The 22196-nt window shown below is 63.9% G+C and carries 8 protein-coding genes and 1 pseudogene; 4 read left to right on the forward strand and 5 right to left on the reverse strand.

Annotated features, from left to right (window positions below):
- Positions 1 to 35: 35 nt before the first annotated feature.
- The 5 genes from FJ443_RS15685 to FJ443_RS15705 all read right to left on the reverse strand — a co-directional run bounded on the left by FJ443_RS15685 (position 36) and on the right by FJ443_RS15705 (position 12293).
- Positions 36 to 1193 (reverse strand): ABC transporter permease, encoded by a 1158-nt coding sequence (locus FJ443_RS15685; RefSeq protein WP_140495091.1) that lies wholly within the window; start codon positions 1191 to 1193, stop codon positions 36 to 38.
- A 12-nt stretch (positions 1194 to 1205) separates the two neighbouring features.
- Positions 1206 to 2240, reverse strand: coding sequence for an ABC transporter permease (locus tag FJ443_RS15690; protein WP_140521245.1), 1035 nt, complete (start codon positions 2238 to 2240; stop codon positions 1206 to 1208).
- Between the two features lie 149 nt (positions 2241 to 2389).
- Complete coding sequence (locus FJ443_RS15695; protein WP_140656773.1) at positions 2390 to 4048, reverse strand: ABC transporter substrate-binding protein; 1659 nt, start codon at positions 4046 to 4048, stop codon at positions 2390 to 2392.
- Between the two features lie 263 nt (positions 4049 to 4311).
- Entirely contained in the window at positions 4312 to 10365 is a 6054-nt protein-coding gene (locus tag FJ443_RS15700; protein WP_140664800.1) for a translocation/assembly module TamB domain-containing protein, read from the reverse strand.
- A gap of 2 nt (positions 10366 to 10367) precedes the next feature.
- The gene (locus FJ443_RS15705; protein ID WP_140521247.1) at positions 10368 to 12293 is read right to left on the reverse strand and encodes an autotransporter assembly complex family protein; all 1926 of its coding nucleotides are present in this window, start codon (positions 12291 to 12293) and stop codon (positions 10368 to 10370) included.
- Positions 12294 to 12566: 273 nt separating this feature from the next.
- Here FJ443_RS15705 and FJ443_RS15710 point away from each other — a divergent pair, with 273 nt between their 5' ends.
- The 4 genes and pseudogenes from FJ443_RS15710 to FJ443_RS15735 form a co-directional block, all read left to right on the forward strand.
- Positions 12567 to 18065: an alpha-2-macroglobulin family protein gene (locus FJ443_RS15710; protein ID WP_140521248.1), complete on the forward strand. Its 5499-nt coding sequence runs from the start codon at positions 12567 to 12569 to the stop codon at positions 18063 to 18065.
- A 212-nt stretch (positions 18066 to 18277) separates the two neighbouring features.
- Positions 18278 to 20371, forward strand: coding sequence for a penicillin-binding protein 1C (gene pbpC, locus FJ443_RS15720; protein ID WP_140521249.1), 2094 nt, complete (start codon positions 18278 to 18280; stop codon positions 20369 to 20371).
- Positions 20372 to 20931: 560 nt separating this feature from the next.
- Positions 20932 to 21957: a sulfate ABC transporter substrate-binding protein gene (locus tag FJ443_RS15730; RefSeq protein WP_140521250.1), complete on the forward strand. Its 1026-nt coding sequence runs from the start codon at positions 20932 to 20934 to the stop codon at positions 21955 to 21957.
- Positions 21958 to 21978: 21 nt separating this feature from the next.
- Positions 21979 to 22196 (forward strand): annotated as a pseudogene (locus tag FJ443_RS15735) (molybdate ABC transporter permease subunit); the annotation flags it as partial.

Below are 22196 nucleotides of genomic sequence, written 5' to 3' on the forward strand. Positions count from 1 at the left end.
GTTCTTCCGGGCAAGTAGGGTCGAGGACCCCGCCATCAATCCTTCATCGATTGCTCGCGCAGGGAATCGGCGAGCAGGTTTAGCCCCAGCACGAACGACATCAGCGCGATCGTCGGCGGCAGTGCCGGGTGGATGAAGGAACGCAGCAGCCGGCTGGCATCCTTGATCGCAGTGCCCCAGTCGGGACTTTCCGGCGCCAACCCGAGGCCGAAATAGCCCAGCGTGCCGAGCAGGATGGTGGTGTAGCCGATGCGCAGGCAGGCATCGACGATCAGCGGTCCGCGCGCATTGGGCAGGATCTCCCACAGCATGATGTACCATGGCGATTCACCGCGCGTCTGGGCCGCCGCCACATAGTCCCGCGTCTTGATATCCATGGTCAGGCCACGCACGATGCGGAACACGCCCGGGCTGGAGGCGAACACCACCGCCACGAAGATGTTGAGCTGGTTGGGATCGATATGCACGATCTTCAGCGGGTCGGCATCGAACACCAGGCCGGCATAGATCCAGCCGCCGACCACCAGCGTCAGTCCGAGCAGGATGTAGATCCGGTCGGAACGGTTCTTGTAGCGCGTCCAGAACAGCACGCAGAAGAAAATAATCGGGAACAGGAAGAAAACGCCGGCCAGCGCGTAGGGGATCGGCGTGTCCATGATGCCCGGCGTCACCAGGAGGTAAAACAGCAGGATAACCGGGAAGGCCAGCACGAGATTGGCCAGGAACGACAAAACGGTATCGATCTTGCCGCCATAATAGCCGGCCGGCAGGCCGAGCGTGATGCCGACCATGAGCGCGAAGCCGGTCGCCGCCGGCGCGATGATCAGGACGATTTGGCTGCCATAGACCATGCGTGAAAAGACATCGCGGGCGAGCTTGTCGCCACCGAACAGATAAGCGAGGCCCGATTGCGGTTCGATGGCTCCGGGCAGTGTATCCTTCATGATGGGAATCTGGCCGAGGGGATCGAAAGGCGAGATGGTCGAGGCGAAGATCGCCGTGAACAGCCAGAACAGGCAGATGGCCACCCCCGCTATGCCGACGCCGCTGTCGAACAGTTGGCCGTAGAGAGCCAGCTTCTTCTTGTAGAGGAAGCTCGCGCCCATGACGATGAGAAGCGCGAGCCAGACCGGCCAGAAGCGCCAGAGCACTTCGAGGACGACGGTGGAGGCGCCGATATATTGGGCTTGCATGCGCCGTCTCCCCTACTGGACCCGAATGCGCGGATTGAGGAACGCGTAGCCGACATCGGAAATGAGCTGCGTGATCAGGACGATGAACACCGAGACCAGCGAGCAGCCAAGCAAAAGGTCGATGTCGTTGTTGCCTGCGGCCTCGACCAGCGTGTAGCCGAAGCCCTGATAGCGGAACATCACCTCGACGATGACGACGCCGGTGAGCAGCCACGGAAACTGCAGCATGATCACGGTGAAGGGCGCGATCAGAGCGTTGCGCAGCGCGTGCTTGACCACCACGCTTTTGAAGGAAAGACCCTTCAGCCGGGCGGTGCGGATATATTGCTGCGTCATCACCTCGACCATCGAGGCACGCGTCATGCGCGCGATGTAGCCGATGCCGTAGATGGCCAGCGTGATCACCGGCAGCGTGAAGTTATAGAAGGTGATGCCCTGGCTTGCCGATGCGGCGGATCCGTTCAGCCAGCCAAGCCAGGAGGCGAAGATGACGGTAAAGATGACGCCCGATACATATTCGGGCGTCGCCGTCGAGGCGATCGAGGCGACCGACAGCACCCGGTCGGTGCGCGACCCCTCGCGCATGCCGGCCAGGATGCCGATCAGCAGCGAGACCGGCACCATCACCGCCAGCACACAGAACATCAGGATGCCCGTGGCGCCGAGCGCAGGGAATAGCTTGGCCCCCACCGTGGTCTTGAATTTGGTCGAGCAGCCGAAATCACCCTGGAGCACGCCGGAGAACTTCGGCTCGGCCGGATCATTGCAGAAAGAGAAGCGCTGCGCCGGCTTACCGGTCGCCGGATCGGTTACCGGCTGCTTGGGCACGACGCCGAGCCACTGGCCGTAGCGCACGAAAAAGTTCTGCCGGTAGCCGTGATTGACCAGCCAGCTTTCCAGCTGTTCGGCCGAGGTGTGCATCTCGGTCTGGCTGATCGCCAGCTTCTTCAGGTTGGGTTCCAGATTGACGAGGAAGAAGACGACCAGCGTCAGGCACAGCATCGTGAGCAGTATCGTGCCGATGCGTCTGGCGATGAATGAGAACATTGTACCCCCCTGCCGGCCGGGTTGGGGTCAGATAGGTTCAACCCTGTATCAAAAACCTTGTGACGTCACGCCGCCGCTGCATCCAATGCAACGGCGGCGATGCCGCGGGAGCGAAAGGCGCTGGCGCCCCGCTCCCGACAGGCTGTGGGTCACGCCTGATCGAGCCAGACCTTGCCGAAGTCGTGCTCGTAGGTGGGGTGCATCGAGTGGTTCTTCACCTCGGGCTTGATGTTGATGTAGAGCTTGCGCCAGTAAGGCTGGATGATGATGCCGGAATCCTGCAGCATCTGCTCGATGTCCTTCATCACCACCTTGCGCTTCTCCGCGTCGGCGATCCCGAGCGCCTCGTTGACCTTGTTGTCGAAGTCCGGATTGGCGTAGGCCGTCTCGTTCCAGGCTTCACCCGAGCGGTAGGCGATGGCGATGACCTGGATGCCAAGTGGACGCATGTTCCAGTTGGTTTCCGAGAACGGATATTTCGTCCAGTCGTTCCAGAAGGTCGAGCTCGGCAGTACGGTGCGCTTCACCTTGATGCCAGCCTCGCGCAGTTGGGCCGCGATCGCGTCCGTGGTGTTCTTGTGGTAGTCCTCGTCGTTGCTGATCAGCTCGTGTTCGAAATCGATCACGCCGGCTTCCGTCAGCATCTGCTTGGCCTTGGCGATGTCGCGCTTGATCTTGGGCAGCTCGACATATTCGGGATGGATCGGCGCGACATGGTGGTTCTCGGCCGGCGTGCCGGCATTGCCGTAGCCGAGCTGCAGCACCACCGAGTTGTCGACGGCCAGACACATCGCCTGACGCACTTTCTGGTCGCCATAAGGCTTGGCGTTGACGTTGAAGCGAGACACCACGGTGGCGGCGGTCACGACCTCGGAAGGCGGCGCGCCGACGTCTGCGATGATCTTGACGTAGTCGGCGGTCGTCTCATGGTTGGTCTGAACTTCGCCCGATTCGAAGGCCGAAACCGTTGCGGCCGGATCGGTGCCGTAATCGATGAACTCGACGCCATCGAGGAAGGCTTCGCCCTGCCACCACTTGCCGGTCTCGCGGCGCTTGTAGACGACCTTCTGGCCGACGTCGTAGGAGACGAGCTCGAACGGACCCGTACCGATCGGGCAGTTCTTGAAGTTGGCGCCCTTCTCGTCGAAGCTCTTGTGCACCACCAGTGCCGGATAATCGGTCAGGTTGGGGATGATGGCGATATCGGGTTTGGTGAGCTTCAGCTTGACGGTCATGTCGTCGACCTTGATGACCGACCCTTCGCGCAATTTCTTGGTCTTGTCATCGACGAGGCTGCCGAGACGGCCCGGCATGGAGTTGCCTTCCGCGGCCTTGTCGGCCCAGCGGGTGAAATTGTAGATCACGTCGTCGGCGGTGAACTTGTCACCATTGTTCCATTCGACGCCCGGCCGCACATGCAGCGTGTACTCGGTGGCGTCGTCATTGATGTCCCAGCTTTCCAGGAGATAGGGCGCGAATGTGTACTGGTGGGTGTATTTCACCAGCGGCTCGAGCGCCTGCCTCTCGGCATTGGAGATTTCCGACCAGTCGGCCGTGCGCGGATCCTTGGGATCCTTGACCGACATTGCCACCTTGAGCACGCCGCCTTTCTTACCCTGCACGTCCTCGGCCCTGGCCGGCGTCGGCGCGGCGAGCCCCAGAAGGCCATAGGCCATGGCCGTCGAAGCGCCGAAGACGCTGGCAAGCGCTAGGAATTCGCGGCGATCGACCTTACCCGACTTGGCTTCTTCGGCCATGGCCAGGATGTGATCCGGAACGCTATCGCCATTACTCTTGTAGATTGTCATGACTAACTCCCATTGTTGGCTTTCCGCCGATTAACATTCCGCATCCAGGCCATGATGTCAAAGACGGCATGGATTGGGAACATATTGACGAATGTGCAACTTTGGAGGGGGAGCGGTTCGCGTGATAGCGACAGTCTTGGCGCAAAATTGCTAGTGCGCGACGGATTTCCACTAAATCTCTTCAGGCGATTAAACTGAGACATTGGCGCGGTTTGCGACAGGACCAGCCCTCGCCAGGATGAGGGCCAGCCCAAGTCTCCGCTTCAATATTCCTTCTCGTAGAAGATGCCGCCCTTGGCTTCGCCGGCGTCCGTCGCCTCGCCGCGCAGTTTGACGCCGCGTCCCACGTTGAGGTCGATCGTGGCCTTGCCCGAGCCCGGCTTGTCGCCTTTCTGGATCGTCACATAGGTGCGGTCGTTGAGGTACTTGCCGGCAGAAACCGCCGTGCCGCCCTTTTCGTCGGTGGTGACATCGAGATCGTCGACGCCGATCGCGCTGCGCAGGTTTTCCAGCAGCGACGTCGAGCCGCCGACACCGGCGAGTTGCCCGGCGGCTTCGGCCAGTTGCGCGATCTGCAGCGGCGACAGGTTCGACATGGACCGCCCGAAGATCAGTTGCGCCAGCACCTCGTCCTCGGGCAGCGCCGGCACCGAGGTGAAGGTGAATTTCGGATTGGTCGCCTCGCCCGACACCACGATGGTGACGATGGTGCTGCTCGTGGTCGTTGTCGCGGTCAGGTTGAGATAGGGCACCAGCGAGCCAGAAAAGCCGACCGTGCCCTCGGTGAAGGTCAGCCGCTTGCCGAGAATCGACAGCCGCCCGCGTTGCAGCGTGAAAGTGCCGACCGCTTGCGGCGATGAGGCCGGACCGGTCAGCCTGAGCGAGCCGCCGAGTTCGGCGTCCACGCCCCTGCCCTGGATGAAGATCTGGTTCGGCGCGTTGACGGTGACATCCAGCACAAGGCCGCTGCCACCCGTCTTGCCGCTGGTCGTGGCCGGGCGCAATGCCTTGTCCTGCGCCCTCACCGCGCCGGGCGCGTTCTTGTGCTTGACATCGAGCGCCGAAAGCGAACCTGGCAATTTGTCCGGAACGGTGATCACGGTCTTGGCAAGGTTGACGGTGCCGGCAATCACCGGCGCCGACGTCAGCGGTCCTTTGATCGTCAGGTCGCCGCCAAGATTGGCGGTGACCACCCGCCCATCGGTGTAGCGGCCGTCGGTGAGCTTGATCGACAGATCGGCCGGGAACCCCTGCGCCGGATTGATACCGACCGTGCCGCTGGCCGACAGGCTGCCGCGCGTCGACAGCGTCCCGGTCAGCCGGTTGATCCTGGCGACGCCATTGCCGATGGAAATTTCGGCTGCGATGTCGTTGACCGCAAGCCCGGAACGCGCGTCGAGCAGGCGGGCGCCCGACGTGCTGATGCTGCCGCCGATGACCGGCGATGTCGCGGGGCCGCGTACCTGCACATTGACACTCGCGGTCCCCGTCAGCGACAGGCCTTGCGCGGCGAGCTTCTGACTGAGGATTCCGAACGGCACGGCGCCATTGAAGTCGAGCGCGAGCGCCGGCGTGCCTGATGTCGTCACCGTGCCGCCGCCCTTGAGACCAAGGCCGGCCCCATCGCTGACATTGGCGTTGAAGGTCAGCTTGTTGCCGGCAAAGGTGCCGGAGGAAGAGACACTCACCGCACCGACCCCCGCGCCGCGGGTCTGGGAGGTCTGGACGCCGGCGGCATCGAGGTTGAACGCCGCACTGGGGCTGGCTGGTGCCCCGGTGACCTTCACCGTGCCCGAAATCGAACCGGCGGCATCGAGACCCCGCGAAAAACTGTTGGCAAGCGAGATCGGCACCCGCGCCAGCGCCGCGTTGATGTCGAGCGCCTGCCCGATCTTGCCGGTCACCGTCGCCGTGCCGCCGCCCAGGTTGAGCACCAGCCTGTCCAGCGTCGTCGTGCCATTGGCGATGGTGACGGTCGAAGCCTGCGCGATGGCAGCCTTTATGCCTTGGACGGTCGCCTCGCCGGAAGCAAGCTCTATGGTCGTCGTGCCGTTGGCCGCCTTCACGCGGCCCGCGGCCTTCGCCGGAATTCCTTTCACCGTCGCGCCGCCGGAAAAGCCGGTCCAGTCGCCGTCACGCTTCAGGTCGACATCGATGCCGCTGATCACCGTGCCGCCCGACGTGACGGTGTCGGCATGGATTTTTCCGGAGATGACCGGAGCGGCGAGGTAATTGGCGATCAATGCGTCGATCGACACGGCCTTCGCCTGAAGATCGCCGCGCGTGACCGAGGCGGTCGTAGCCTTGATGGCGACCTGCGGTGCGGCACCGTTCTTCGAGAACGCAATCGTGCCGCGCACATCGCCTTCCGCTTTTTCCAGCGCCAATGCGGCAAGCGGTCCTATATCGGGCAGGTCGAGAGAGATCGTGCCTTCGGGTATGAACTTGTCGTCCAGCGCCAGGTCGCCGGAAATCCTGTTTTGGCCCAGCGACAAAAGCAGGCCATTGATGGCGCTCTTGCCGTCCGCGGTCGCCAGCACCGCACTGCCTTGCAAGGGTTGGCCCGCGACATTGCCTGTCAGCTGCACATTGGCCGCCGGCTTGGCCGCGTCGGCTTTGCCGGTGGCGGTTAGTCTGAGCCCGGTGATCTCGCGCGACGCCACCGAAAGCTTGTCGCTGTCGACGGTCAGCGACAGATCCGGCGCGGTCGCCGGGCCCTGCGCATTCAGCGCAAAGGCGATGGCGCCTTTGGCATCCTTCGACAGCAGCGAAACATCGCCCAGCACGCCCTTGATGTCGGCGGCCAGCGTATTGTCGGCAAGGCTCGCCTGCCCCTGTGCGGTCAGCGCGCCGGAGGCCAGCGTCAATCCGCCTATGGCGATATTACCGTTGGGCTCGCGCTTCAGCGTGGCGCTCAACTGCGCCCGTTCGCCAAGCATGCCGCGTGCTGCGGCCGGCAGGGCCGACGATGGAGCATCCGCCTTCAGCTTGAGGTCGATGGCGCCGTCACGCAGCGACACCAGGCCGGCGACCTGGCTGTTGAGCGCGTCGCTTTTGAGCGAGCCGCTGTCGATGGCGACAGCGTCGGCTGACAGGCGCCCGCTGAGCGCGGCCGTGACCTTGCCGGCGATCAGCGGCGCGATGGTGGGATTGTCGAGCCCAACCCTATCCACCGAAACTGTGCCCGAAACCGGCCCGGCGCGGTTCTTCAGATCGAACGCATCCGAGTGCAATGCCAGGCTCAGTCCGTCCACCTTCGCCGGTCTCGTCGCGATCGAGGGCAGGATCGCGGACATATCCAATCGGGCCCGCGTGCTCTCGCCCGCCATCTTTGCCGACAGCGACCGGACCTCGATCTTGATGGGACTCTCGGCGCTTCCGACCGTGAGCGGCAGACTTGGACCGGATGAGACGAGGTCAAGGGCGAAATCGCTGGCGCCGTTCGGATTGATCGTGCCGGCAGCTTGACCGGAAACCTTGTCACCGGAGAGCGTCGCGTGGTCGAGGACGACGCCGCCGGCCATGGTGTAGCGGCCGGCCGCGTCGACTGCGAGCTGCCCAAGCCCAGTCTGGCGGGTTTGGCTTGTTTCGACACCGGCCAGTTGCACATTGAACCGGACGTCCGGAGCCGACGGCGAGCCCGTTACCTCAGCGCTGCCATCAAGCGTTCCAGCGGCATCGAGGCCGGGCGAAAAGCCGTTGGCAAGGGCAGCCGGCAAGGCGGAGACCTTTGCCGCGAGATCGAGCGTCTGGCCGGCGGTACCGGACAGCGCCACCGAGCCGCCGCCGACATCGAGCGCTAATTTTTCGATGCTGGTGGTGCCATCGGCGATACTGAGCATAGATGGCTCGGCAATTGCCGCCTTGATGCCGCGAATCGTAGCCTCGCCCGAGGCGATCTCGACGCTGGTGACGCCATCGGCGATCTTCACGCGCCCCGCCGCCTTCGCTGGAATACCGGATACGGTGGCGCCGCCGGCAAAATTCGTCCAGTCTCCGTCGCGCCTCAGATCGACGATGATGCCGCCGACTTGGGTGGTCCCTGACGTTACAGCATCGGCCTTGATCGAGCCTGAAATCGCCGGCGCCTTGAGATAGTTCGCAATCAAGGCATTGACGGCGATTGTGCTGGCCGTCACCTCGCCGCGCGCGATCGACGTGCTCTTCGCGTCAATGGCAACGGAGGGTACGTCGCCACTCTTGGCAAAGCGAATGGTGCCGTTGATGTCGCCGGTCACCGCCTGGCCGGCCAGCGCCGCAAGCTGATCGATTGCAGGCGCGGAAAGAATGAGCGTGCCCAGCGGCATGAACTTGTCATCCAGTGCCAGATCGCCCGACACCTTGTTGTCACCCAGCGACACCGCAAAGCCATTGATCGAGCGCTTGCCTTCGCTCGTCACCAGCGCCGCCTTGATGTCGAGCGGCTGGTCGTTGACGGCGCCGGTCAGCGAAACATTGGCGGAAGGGCTAGCAATGTCGGCCTTGCCGCTCGCGGTCAGCTTGATCGACTTCACCGTGCGGCCCGAGGCCGTCAGGCTATCGCTGTTGGCGGAAACCGTGAAATCCGGCGCGGTCATGGCGCCGCTTGCCGACAGGGCGAAATCGACACCGCCCTCGACCGGGACGCCGACCGTCGGCGACAGCACCGAAACATCCCCCAGCCTGCCTTTGATATCGGCCAGGATGTCGGTACCTTGCATGCTGGCGGTACCGCTGGCGCTGAGCGAACCGGACGTGAGTTCGATCGAGTTGGCGGCGAACGAGCCCTGCGGATCGCGCGACGCTGTGGCCGAGAACTTCACCCGCCCGCCGAGCACCGAGGCGATCTGCTGCGGGAAGGCGGTCGCCACGGCATCGGCATTCATCTTGAGCTGCATCGACAGGTCGGCGAGCGCCACGGTCGCCGTCAGCGAGGCATTGAGCGCATCGGACCGGAGCGTGCCCTGATCGATGACAATGGCGTCCTTGCTGAGGGAACCAGCCAGGCCGACATCGACCTTGCCAGTGACCAGCGGCGCCAGCGTCGCGACGTCGGTTTTCAGGCCACCGGCCCCAAGCTTGACGGTAACCGGCCCGGTGCGGTTCTGGATGTCGAAACCGTCGGAGTGTATCTGCGCCGCCAGGTCGTCTAGCCGCGTGCCGCCGACGACGATCGAAACGAAGGAGGCGCCGATATCGACGACCGGCGCCTTGCCGTCGCCGAACGCCCGGGCGGTGGCATTCTTGATCGCCAGCGTGATCGGCTGCGCCTTGCTGCCGACGCTAACCACCACGGGTGGCCCCTTGGCGGCGAGTTCGACCGAAAGATCGCTGGCTCCGGCGGGGTCGACGATACCGGTCGCGGTGCCGTGCACGGCATCACTGTCGATGTTGGCCCGGTCGACACTGATCCCGCCCGCCGTCGTGGCAGTGCCCGCCATATCGAAGCTGGTCTTACCGGCAAACAATGGTTTCAGGTTCTCCGGCAGGAAGCGGGCGAAATCGCCGTCGCCCTTGGCTTCGAGATAGTTACCCTTGTCGGTGAGCTGATGGCGGCCGGTGAGCTGGGTTACGATCCGATGATCGACAAGGAAGGTACCGACGCCACTCCAGTTGGCCAGCGGGCCGGTGCCCGAGACGACGATGTCGACCGGCGGCGCGTCCGGCAGATTGAGCAGATTGGCGATGATGCCGCCGGCCGGTTCCGACGCCTTGAGGTTGAGGTCGAGCTTGTTGTCCGCTGGCGCGAAGTGGATCTGCGCGTCGACATTGCCCTGTTTGCCGTCATGGCGGGTAATGTTGAGCACCGTCTCGACCGACAGCGGTGCGGCGTCGGCCTTCACCGAGGCCTTGGCGGCGAGTTCGGCGATGCCGCTGCCGGCCAGTTGTTGGCCGAGCGCGACTTCCGGCAAGTCGATCTGCTTGATATCAATGGAAACCGGCAGCGTCGTCGCGCCGCCTTGCGCCGGCTGCTGCGTGCCGGCCACCGGCAGACGCGCAAGTTCGATGCGCTCCGCCGCGATGCGGTCGGCGCTGAAGTTTTTGGACAACAGTGCCAGCGGCGACCAGTCGATGGCCACCTTGCGCGCCACCAGCCAGGCGCCCTCGCGGTCCTCCAGCACGACATGGTCGACACTGAGCGCGCCCGACCAGATACCGTCGATGCCGCTGACGGTGACCTTACGCTCGTCGCTCGAGGCCAGGCGCGAAATGATGCCGGCGAGATTGTCGCGTCCACGCTCGGTCTTGGTCAGCACGAAAAGCGCGCCGATGGCGCCTGCTACCACGATCAGCAGCGTGTAGAGAAAAATGAGAAGGATGCGCCAGACCGTCTTCATGTTCAAAACGCTTGGCCAATGCCGGCATAGATGCCGAAATGAGGGTCGCCTGGGTCGCGGTTGAGCGGCACGGCGGCGTCGATACGCAGCGGCCCGAATGGCGTCACATAGCGCAAGCCGACACCGGCGCCCACCTTGACGTCGGAAAAATCGGGGAACGACTTCGTCGATACCGTGCCGGCATCGACGAACGGTACGATGCCGATCGTGTCGGTGATGGCGATACGCATCTCAACCGAGGTCTCGAAGAAGGACAGGCCGCCGATCGGCTGGCCGGTGAAATCCTTGGGGCCGATGCCCTGATAGGCATAGCCGCGCACCGAGCCGCCGCCGCCGGAATAGAAACGCCGGTCGGCAGGCACGTTCTGCAGGCTGGTGCCGACGATCGAGCCAAGTGCGACACGTTCCGCCAGCACGAATTTCGAAGCGGTATCCAGCGACTGATAGGCCGATCCCTCGCCCTTCAGCTTGAGGAAGGCGGCACCGCTCAATATGTCGTAGCTCGGCTCGGCATAGGCCAGCAACCTGAAGCCCTTGGTCGGGTTCAGCCTGACGTCCCTGTTGTCATAGACATATTGCAGCGGGATGCTGGCGATCAGGTATTTATGTTTGCCAAAGGAATCGTGGATGCGTGAATAGTCGAGCGCGACCTCGGCCGACACGGTTTGGTTCTTGGTCAGTTCATAGGACAGGCCGGTGTTGCCCTTGACCGAGAAATGGTCGTAGGCGTCGGGATGTTCGAGCACGGTCTTGATGCCGGCGAAGAATTTAGATGCCGGCCCGATCACGCCGGGTTTCTCGAACATGATGCCGGCATTGTAGTTCAATTCGGACAGGTCATTGCTGCCGATGCCGCTGATGGCTCCGTCGATGCGCAGCTTCTCGGCCCGGCCGAACAGGTTGCGATGGCCCCAATACCCCTCCAGCCCCAGCCCTTCCGTATTCGAGAAGGTGCCGCCCAGCCCGAAATAACGCGGCTTGCGCTCGCTGACCTGGACACCGATCGGAATGTTGCCCTCGGCATCGAGCTTGTCGGCCTCCTTGAAAGTCACGCTGTTGAAGACCTCGAGCGCCAGCAGCCTGTCGCGCGCATCGTCGATCTCCTGAGGCGAGTATTGCCGGCCACGTTTCAGCCCGGTCATGTATTCGGTGAAGTCGCGGTCGACCTTCTCGGTGCCTTCCACCGTGGTCGCGCCATAGCCGGCGACTGGCCCGGCAGCAACCGTCAGCGTCACGTCGAGGGTCGACGTGTCATGGTCGGCGACGATGTGCCTGCTGGTCACCTCGGCCAGCGGCCTGCCCTGCTCCTTCAGCGTGCGCACGATCAGCGCCTCGGCCTTGAGCACCGCGCCAGACCCAGCGTCGCCGCCTGATATCAGGCCGTAATCGGCGCTCATCAGTCCAGCGGCGTCACCCTCCAGCCGGATATCGCCGAGGGTGAATTTGGGACCCGCGGCGATGTTGACGGCCACGGGAATGGGCTGCGGACCCTTGAATTCGGCGTCCGGCGGCAATTCGTCCAGCGGCTTGCCCTCGATGGTGATGGTGACGACGCCTTCGTAGCGGGCATCGGCGTAGAGCGCCGCCACAAGCTGTTCTCGATCGCTGCGCGCCTTGGCCATCAGACCGAGCGAGCCGGAGACGGGATGGTCTTCGTCGCTCTTCAGCGCCGAGGCGTTTTCGAGCTTTTTTACCAGGTCCTTGTCGGCGTCGGGCGCGGAGATGGTCACGGCGTAGCGCATCGGATCGACGATGTCGGCATCCTCATCGCTCGATGAGCCCCACAGCTTGATGCCGAAGATTTCGAAGGCGGCCGCCGGTCCCAGCCCGGCGATCAGCGAGCAGCAGATCACGGCCAGAAGCAGCGCGCGCGAAAGCACGCGCTTTGGCTCGGTACCCCCTGACATCTGCCTTTCATACGCCGGCATTAAGACAACCTACTTTACAAACCTAAAATTGGAATGAAGTTCTGAAGCGCTCGTAAAGGGGCCACAATCCAATTGTCTGAAATAGGACGGGCTTGGAATTCACACCTTTTGCATTGCCGCAAGAATGCGTGATCCCCTGTCCTATGGAGGTACTACCGGCTGTTGGCCGGAAAGGAAACCGTTGGCAGGCGGAACCCTGCCGCGTCCTCATGTTGACAAGCCTGAGTGAAGCTTGAACATGCCCGGACGTCTGCAAATTGTCTGGAGGGTGTTATGGCAATGCGCGCGGCTCGTCGTCTGTCTTTCCTGATCCTTCTCTTCTTCGCCTGGGCCAATGTCTTGGCCTGGGGTAACGTCGCGCAAGCGGCCGAAGCACGGCGAGTCGCAACGACCGACAATTCCGACTATTTCGGTTTCGACCTCCGGTCCGACCAGAACGTCACGCTCGATCAATGCAAGACCACCTGCCTGGGCGATCCCGCCTGCCGCGCCTTCACCTATAACACCAAGGCCAAATGGTGCTTCCTCAAATCCGATTATAACCAGTTGAAGCCCTTCAACGGCGCGGTCGCGGGCAAGGTCGTCAATATCGACGGCGACCCCGACATCGGCGCGCCGCCGGAACTCGCCTTCTTCCCCAACTGGATGGCTGACCAGGCCCAGCAATACCGTAACCGGCTGCTCGGCCCGGCCTATGACAGGCCGACCGAGGGCATGGCCGCGCTGACCACGGCGGCCGAGCAGGCGGTGCTCACCGGCGATCATCGCACTGCCGTGCAGAAATACGAGGCCGCGGTCTCTGTCATGCCCGACGATGGCCAGCTCTGGCTCAACCTGGCGCGCGAAACGCTTGCCGTGCAGCCGGCGGCCAACACATCCGAGGCCTCCACCTTGCCGGCAAACGGTACGTCGGCCGCCTTCAATGCCTACAAGCTCCTGCGTACAGCCAGGACGCGGGCGGAGACGCTGGCGCTCATCGGCTCCGGCCTCGACAAGCGCGACCTCTATCGCCCCGCCCTGCAGGCCTATGAAGCCAGCCTTGCCCTGGTACCTTCGCCTGCGGTCCAGGCCGACTATTCCGATCTCAAGGCTCGCAAGGGTTTCCGCGTCATCGACCACACCGTCGATGCCGACACCAGCGCCCCGCGCATCTGCGCCCAATTCTCCGAGGAACTGGTCAAGACCGGCGTCGATTACGCACAATTCGTCACCGTCGACAAGCAGCCGCCCAAAGGCGTTGAAGCCAAGGACAAGCAGATTTGCGTCGAAGGACTGGAACACGGCCAGCATTATGACGTGACCTTCCGCGCCGGCCTGCCGGCCGCCATCGGCGAAGTGACCGCCGCGCCCGTCGTGCTGTCGATCTATGTGCAGGACCGTGCGCCTTCGGCCCGCTTCACCGGCGACAGCTTCGTGCTGCCGGCCGGCGCGCGCCGCGGCATCCCCGTCGTCACTGTCAACATGAACGCCGCCGAGATGAAGCTCTATCGCATCGGCGACCGCTCGCTGGCCCAGCTTCTGTCCGGCTACCAGTTCCTGCATCAGCTCGACAGCTACGACATCTCAAACATTTCCGAGCAGATGGGCGAGCCGGTCTGGGAAGGCCAGCTCGACATCGCCAACGACCTGAACAAGGAGGTCACCACCTCCTTCCCGGTCGACGAGGCGCTGCCGCGGCGCAAGCCCGGCGTCTATGTGCTGACTGCCCAGGCTGTCAGCGAGAAGAGCGACGACTACAACTCGATGGCCACGCAATGGTTCGTCGTTTCCGACATCGGCCTCTCGACCTATACCGGTCAGGACGGGCTCAATGTCTATGCCCGTTCGCTGGGCAGCGCCAAGCCGATAGCGGGCGCCGAACTGACGCTGGTTGCCCGCAACAACGAGATCCTCGGCACCGCGACTTCGGATGCCGATGGTCATGCCGTGTTCAATCCCGGCCTAACACGCGGCGACGGCGGCATGGTGCCGGCCGTGCTGATGGCCAGGCAGGGCGATAACGACTTTGTCTTCCTCGACATGGCCCGCGCCGGTTTCGACCTGTCCGACCGCGGCGTCACTGGACGCGCAGCGCCGGGCGCGCTCGATATCTACGCCTGGACCGAGCGCGGCATCTACCGCGCCGGCGAGGAGGTGCATGTTGCGGCTCTTGCCCGTGACGGCGCCGCCAAGGCGGTCGAGAACCTGCCGCTGACCTTCATCTTCTCGCGCCCGGACGGCGTCGAGGATCGCCGCGTCGTCAGCGATGGCGCGTCAGCCGGCGGGCACGCCGTCGATCTGCCGCTCCAGCCAAACGCCATGCGCGGCACCTGGTCGGTATCGATCTATACCGATCCCAAGCAACCGGCCGTCGCCAGCCAGATGTTCCTGGTCGAGGATTTCGTGCCGGACCGCATCGAATTCGACATGAAGGCCGACAAGCAGGAGATCGCGCAGGGCGAAACCGCCAACATCACCGTCGACGGCCGCTTTCTCTATGGCGCACCGGCTGCTGGCCTCGCGCTCGAAGGCGAACTGACCCTGTCGACCGCGCGTGACTGGGACCGCTTCAACGGCTATTCCTTTGGCCTTGCCGACGAGCAGTCGTCGGAACCGACCGTCATCCCGTTCACCGATCTTCCGGTGGTCGGCGAGGATGGCAAGGCGACCTTCCCGGTCTCCGTCGAGCAACTGCCGTCGACCACGAAGCTCATCGACGCCAAGGTGACGGTCCGTATGCGTGAGACCGGCGGCCGCGCAATCGAGCGCTCGCTTAATATCGGCATCCGCCCGCAAGGCCACATGATCGGCATCCGGCCGGACTTTGCCGATGATGAAGTGCCGCAGGGCGGCACGGCGAAATTCAGCCTGATCGCCGTCGACCCCGACGGCCAGCGCGAGGCGCTGAAAGGTGCGCAATGGTCGCTGGTCAAGGTCGAGCGCAATTACCAGTGGTACCGCTCCAACAACTCATGGAATTACGAACCCGTCACCTTCACCAAATCGATCGCCAATGGCCAAGTCGACCTTGGCGCCGACGGCGAGGCGACAGTGTCGATCCCGGTCGACTGGGGCCGCTACCGGCTCGAGGTCGAGACAGCGGATCCGGAAGGACCCGCGACCAGTTATGAGTTCGATGGCGGCTGGTATGTCTCCTCCACCACTACCGAAACGCCTGATGGTCTCGAGATCGCCCTCGACAAGGACAATTATGCCGCCGGCGAAGTGGCCAGGCTCAAGGTCTCGCCGCACTTTGCCGGCGAACTTCTGGTCAACATCGGTTCCGACAAGCTGTTGAAGACCGTCACGGCGTCGGTGCCGGCCGGCGGCGGCACGGTCGACATCCCGGTCGGCGACGACTGGGGCGCCGGCGCCTATGTTACGGCAACCCTGTTCCGGCCTGGCGACGCGCAGGAAAGCCGCATGCCGGCCCGCGCCATCGGCGTGAAATGGCTGAAGGTCGATCCGGGCTCGAAGAAGCTCGCCGTCACCCTTACCCCGCCGGACAAGACCATGCCGCGCCAGCAGCTGTCGATCCCGGTCGCGGTCGCCGGCGTAGAGCCCGGCAGCAACGCCTATGTCACTGTCGCCGCCGTCGATGTCGGCATCCTCAACCTGACCAACTACAAGGCGCCGGATCCTGAGAATTGGTTTTTCGGCCAGCGCATGCTGGGCATGGAAATCCGTGATCTCTACGGCGGCCTGATCGACGGCTCTCTCGGTACTATGGGCAAGCTCAGGACCGGCGGCGACGGCGCCAACATGCAGGCGCAGGGCAGTCCGCCGACCGAAAAGCTGGTCGCCTTCTTCTCCGGCCCGGTGCAGCTCGATGCCGACGGCAAAGCACGCGTCGACTTCGATATTCCGCAGTTCAACGGCACGGTTCGCGTCATGGCCGTCGCCTGGACCAAGGAAGCGGTCGGCCACGCCCAGTCGGACGTGATCGTGCGCGATCCGGTGGTGATCACCGCCGGCCTGCCGCGCTTCCTGGCGCCCGGCGACGCCGCCGTCATGCGGCTCGACATTGCGGACACCGACGGTCCGGCCGGCGACTATGCGCTGTCGATCGACACGACGGGGGACCTCTCGACGGGCGACAAGCCCCTGCCCCAGAAACTGACGCTGGCGCAGGGCAAGCGCCAGACCCTGACCGTGCCGCTGATCGCACAGACGGCAGGCAATGCCTCGCTCACCATCAAGCTGGCGCACGCCGACGGCACCAAGGTCGAGCAGACGCTCTACGTGCCGGTGCGTCCGGCGCAATTGCCGGTCACCACCCGCTTGGTGGTCGACCTCAAGGGCAATGGCGGCGCGCTGCGCGTCGACAAGGAGCTTTTGGCGGCAAGCCTGCTCGACGGCGCTTCGGTCAGTGTCGGCGTTTCGCAGGCGGCGGCCTTCGATGTGCCTTCGCTCCTGATGACGCTCGACCGCTATCCCTATGGCTGCGCCGAGCAGACCACCAGCCGGGCGATGCCCCTGCTCTATGTCAACGAAATGGCCTCGGGCGTCGGCATGGAGAGCGATCCCGAGCTGCGTGGCCGCATCCAGGACGCGATCTACAAGGTGCTGAGCTACCAGGCTTCGGGCGGCAGCTTCGGCCTGTGGGGCCCGGGCTCCGGCGATCTGTGGCTCGACGCCTATGTCACCGACTTCCTGACCAGGGCGCGCGAGCAGAAATACGACGTGCCGGCGCTCGCCATGAACCAGGCACTGGGCAATCTTCAGAACTCGCTTGGGTACGATCAGGACGTCCAGGACCGCGGCAGCGAGATCGCCTACGCGCTCTATGTGCTCGCCCGCAACAAGAAGGCCTCGATCGGCGATCTGCGCTATTACGCGGACACCCAGCTCGAGGCCTTCACCAGCCCGATGGCTGTCGCCCAGCTGGCGGCGAGCCTGGCGCTCTATGGCGACGCCCAGCGTTCGGAAGCGACCTTCCAGACGGCGCTGCGGCTCGCCAAGTCGAGCACGGACTATGACTATTATCGGTCGGACTATGGCTCGGCGCTGCGGGACGGCGCCGCGATGCTGGCGCTGGCGGCGGAATCAAAACCGGCGCCGACGATCGTGCCGGAATTGATCAAGCTGGTGACCAAACAACGCGCCGAGGTCCGCTGGACCAGCACCCAGGATGAATCCTGGATGCTGCTGGCGGCCCGGGCACTGAAGGAAGGCAATGATTCGATCACGCTTTCCGTCAATGGCGCGCCGCATTCCGGCGGCTATTCCAGCCAGGTCAACGGCAGCGATCTGGCCGACAGCCCGCTCACCATCGCCAACACCGGCAAGACCCCGCTGCAGGCCGTCGTCACCACCGTGGCGTCGCCGGTACAGCCCTTGCCGGCGGGAGGTGACGGCTTCACTATCGAGCGCACCTACTACAAGCTCGACGGCACCGAAGCCAATGTGACGGAGGCAACCCAGAACGAACGCTATGTCGTCGTACTCAAGGTCAACGAACAGAACAACTGGCCTTCGCGCCTTTTGATTACCGACCTTTTGCCGGCCGGCTTCGAGATCGACAATCCCGGCCTGGTCTCCAGCGCGCAATTGTCGAACTTCTCCTGGCTGGCGCAGACCGACGCCGCGCATCTGGAATTCCGCGACGACCGTTTCGTCGCCGCCTTCAACCCCAGCGACGGCGACCACGACCACAATCTGACGCTCGCCTATGTCGTGCGCGCCGTGACGCCGGGCATCTACGCCCATCCGGCCGCAACGGTGGAGGATATGTACCGGCCGCAATATTCGGCCCGTACCGCCACCGGCATGATGGAGGTCAAGGCGCCGTAAGGTGTCGCGGCGGACATGAACGTGAAGTTTGCGCTGCCCCTCATTGCCCTGCCGGCACCTTCTCCCCGTTTAGTGACGGGGAGAAAGGGGCCTGCACCAAGGCTTTCGCCAATTTTCAACGTTACAGAAAAGGCGCCGACGATTGCGACAGCTCCCTTCTCCCCGCCACTATGCGGGGAGAAGGTGCCGGCAGGCGGATGAGGGGCAGCGCCATGCCCTCAAGAAAATTCCTGCGCCGCGCGGCTATCGCTAGCACCTCCTTGGTGGCTGTTATTGCTGTTTCCGCCGCTACCCTGTGGCAGCTCGACCGCGCCTTCCCGCCTCCGCTTCCTGAAAAGCTTACCGTCTCGACGGAAGTCCAGGACCGCGACGGCCAGCTTTTGCGCGCCTTCGCCACGCCTGACGGCTATTGGCGGCTCGAAACCCGCCTCGACCAGGTCGACAAGCAGTTCGTCGACATGTTGGTCACCTATGAGGACAAGCGCTTCTGGAACCATGAAGGCGTCGATGTGCTGGCGCTTGCCCGCGCCGCCGGCCAGTTCGCCACCAGTGGCCACATCGTGTCCGGCGGCTCGACGCTGTCGATGCAACTCGCCCGCCTGATCGAGCCGCGCGACAGCCGCAGCCTCGGCTCCAAGCTCAAGCAGATGCTGCGCGCCATCCAGATCGAGCGGCGGCTGTCCAAGCACGAGATCCTCGAACGCTATCTGACGCTGGCGCCCTATGGCGGCAATCTCGAAGGCGTGCGCGCCGCTTCGCTCGCCTATTTCGGTAAGGAGCCGAAGCGGCTCACCGTCTCGGAAGCCGCGCTTCTCGTCGCCCTGCCGCAGCTGCCGGAGAAGCGCCGGCCCGACCGCAACCTCGCGATCGCGCACGCCGCCCGCGACCGCGTGCTGTCCCGCATGGCCTCGGCTGGCCTGCTTGGCGAACGCGAGGCCGCGCGCGCCGCGCTCGACGATGTGTCTGGCCTGCGCCGTAGCTTGCCGGCGCTCGCCGCGCACGCCGCCTATGCGATGCTGCCCAAGGCGGTTCCCGGCCAGCCGCTCAAGCTGACGATCCGCAAGAGCGTCCAGGAAGGGCTGGAACAGGTAGCGCGCGACGCCGCCGCCAAGCTTGGGGCGCGTCTCTCCGTCGCCATGGTGCTGGCCGATTCCCGCACCGGCGATATTCTGGGCGAAGTCGGCTCGGCCAATTTCTTCGACGCCAGCCGCTCCGGCTGGATCGACATGACCAAGGTCGTGCGTTCGCCGGGCTCGACGCTGAAGCCATTCATCTACGGTCTTGCCTTCGAACAGGGACTGGTGGCGCAGGAAATGCTGATCGAGGACAGCCCGGCCGATTTCGGCGGCTACCGGCCGAAGAATTTCGATATGGGCTATCAGGGCGACGTCAGCATCCGCGAGGCGCTGCAACTGTCGCTCAACGTGCCGGCGATCCGCGTGCTCGACGCGGTCGGTCCCGCGCGGCTGACGGCCCGATTCCGCCAGGCTGGGGTAAACCCGATCCTGCCGGTCAACGAGGCGCCGGGCCTGGCCATCGGCCTTGGCGGCGTTGGGATTACGCTGCGCGATCTCGTCCAGCTCTATACAGGGCTCGCCAATGGCGGCAAGACGCACACGCTGCATGATGGCACCGAGCCGGTCGATGCCGAGCGCACCACCGCGACCATCCTCGATGACCAGGCGAGCTGGCAAATCATGGACATTCTGTCGGGCGTCAAGCCGCCCGAGGGTGCATTGCAGCGCGGCATCGCCTACAAGACCGGCACCTCCTATGGCTACCGCGATGCCTGGTCGGTCGGCTTCGACGGCCGTTACGTGCTGGGCGTCTGGGTCGGCCGGGCCGATGCAGGCGCGGTGCCTGGCCTGTCCGGCTATGTGTCGGCAGCCCCAATTCTGTTCGAGGGCTTTGTCCGCTCGGGTCTCGCCACCGTGCCGCTGCCGGGAAAGCCCCCCGGCGCCTTCACTCCTCGACGTAACGACCTGCCTGTGACGCTTGCCCGCTTCGGCGCCGGGTCCGACGGCCTGGTTCAGGCCTCGACCCCCACAGAGCCCGCGCCGACCATTATCTTTCCGCCCGACGGCGCCCGCGTCGATCTCGCCACCAACTCGGCCGACGCCTCGCCGCTGGTACTGAAGCTGCAAGGCGGGCGCGCGCCGTTCCGCTGGCTGGCCAACGGCAAGCCGCTGACCGGCATCGACCGCCGGCGCACCGCGACATGGCAACCGGACGGCACCGGCTACTCGACCTTGACCGTAATCGATGCGGCGGGACGCGCGGCAAGTGTGAAGGTGTTTGTTGAATAAGATTGCGCAAGCGATTCAGGGGATTGCGCTTCTTCGCCTGAGGTACGGCGCCTCGCGACAATACTCGCGACGCCAGTTCCTTTACCCGCAATCTCCTCCCAGCCCGCGCCGACGCCCTGCCCGCCGACTTCGTCCGCGTTGCCGGCCCCTCGATCCGCCAGGATATCCGTTACGCCGGAACGGACAATTTTCCTGTACCGCAAGCGAAGCGACGGCAAACCGCAAGCTGCTGCTCGGCGCGATGCACTCGGCCGGATTCAAGAACTATGCACGCGAATGGCGGCACCTTCACGCTGAACCACGATCCCTCCGCCAAGCAGCGCTTCGATTTCCCAGTCCAGCCGGATAGCGTGCCGACCAAATGCCACAGCCTTGCTTCGGCACCGCTTGTTCCTAGATAGGTCGATGGGGATTCGCCAAGGGGACGTTTGAGGGAAAATGTTTCTCCGCACCGCGAAATCAGGTCCAAGATTTTCTCCAAAACGACAAAAAAGGCAACATTTAATGCATCTAAATTCTACCAATTCGGTAGATTTGACGTGGGTTCAACGGAGGCAGAAATGACCAAACCTCGTTTCAGGAGACTGCTCGGCGCACTGGTCGCCACGTCTGTCCAGTTCGGCACGCTCGGTTTCGCGTTCGCCGATACCACCATTCTCAACGTGTCGTACGATCCGACACGCGAGCTCTACAAGGCTTATGACGAGGCCTTCGCCGCTCACTGGAAAGCCGAGACAGGGGAAACGGTCACCATACAGCAGTCGCACGGTGGATCGGGCGCACAGGCCCGGGCCGTGATCGACGGCCTCGACGCCGACGTGGTGACGCTGGCGCTCGAAGGCGATATCAACGCCATCGTCTCCAAGTCGAAAAAGATCAATCCGGACTGGCGCACGAAATTCGAGAACAATTCGGCACCCTACACCTCGACCATCATCTTCCTCGTCCGCAAAGGAAACCCCAAGGGCATCCACGACTGGAACGACCTGGTCAAGGACGGCGTCCAGGTGATTACGCCCAACCCGAAGACATCGGGCGGCGCACGCTGGAACTATCTCGCCGCCTGGGCTTATGCCAACGCCAATGACGGTGGCGACGAGGCCAAGACGAAGGAGTTCGTCGGCAAGCTCTATGCCAACGCTCCGGTGCTCGATACCGGTGCGCGCGGCTCGACGGTGACCTTCGCGCAAAAGGGCCTGGGCGACGTGCTGATTGCCTGGGAAAACGAGGCCTATCTAGCGCTCGACGAGTTCGGTGCCGAAAATTTCGATATCGTCTATCCCCCGACCTCGATCCTAGCCGAGCCGCCGGTCGCTTTGGTCGACGCCAATGTCGATGCCAAGGGCACGCGCAAGGTCGCCGAAGCCTATCTGGGCTGGCTCTATTCCAAGGAAGCGCAGACGATCATCGCCAAGAACCACTATCGTCCGGCCAAGCCCGATCTGGTGTCGGCAGAGGACCTGGCCAAGCTACCGCCGATCAAGCTGGTCACCATCGACGACCCACAATTCGGCGGCTGGAAGAAAGCACAGCCTTACCATTTCGGCGATGGTGGTATATTCGACCAGATCTACAAGCCCCAGTAAGCAGTCGATATTCAGGACGATATGATCACAGCACCCGCTCGGGCGGGTTGGCGGTTTCGACAGCCGAGCGTCATTCCGGGTTTCGGATTGACGCTCGGCTTCTCGCTTGCCTACCTTACCCTCATCATCCTCATTCCGCTGTCGGGGCTGGTCTGGCGCTCTGCGGCGCTCGGCTGGACCGATTTCTGGGCGATCGCCACCGACCGGCGCACCATCAACGCGCTCCGCATCAGCTTCGG

It is taken from the genome of Mesorhizobium sp. B2-6-1 (assembly GCF_006440475.1).
Classification (GTDB): Bacteria; Pseudomonadota; Alphaproteobacteria; order Rhizobiales; family Rhizobiaceae; genus Mesorhizobium.

Bases quoted from the DNA above. Each gene is read 5' to 3' on its own strand.
- FJ443_RS15730 (WP_140521250.1), top strand. From the start codon at position 20,932: ATGACCAAACCTCGTTTCAGGAGACTGCTCGGCGCACTGGTCGCCACG.
- FJ443_RS15700 (WP_140664800.1), bottom strand. From the start codon at position 10,365: ATGAAGACGGTCTGGCGCATCCTTCTCATTTTTCTCTACACGCTGCTG.
- FJ443_RS15710 (WP_140521248.1), top strand. From the start codon at position 12,567: ATGGCAATGCGCGCGGCTCGTCGTCTGTCTTTCCTGATCCTTCTCTTC.
- FJ443_RS15705 (WP_140521247.1), bottom strand. From the start codon at position 12,293: ATGCCGGCGTATGAAAGGCAGATGTCAGGGGGTACCGAGCCAAAGCGC.
- FJ443_RS15685 (WP_140495091.1), bottom strand. From the start codon at position 1,193: ATGCAAGCCCAATATATCGGCGCCTCCACCGTCGTCCTCGAAGTGCTC.
- FJ443_RS15695 (WP_140656773.1), bottom strand. From the start codon at position 4,048: ATGACAATCTACAAGAGTAATGGCGATAGCGTTCCGGATCACATCCTG.
- FJ443_RS15690 (WP_140521245.1), bottom strand. From the start codon at position 2,240: ATGTTCTCATTCATCGCCAGACGCATCGGCACGATACTGCTCACGATG.
- pbpC (WP_140521249.1), top strand. From the start codon at position 18,278: ATGCCCTCAAGAAAATTCCTGCGCCGCGCGGCTATCGCTAGCACCTCC.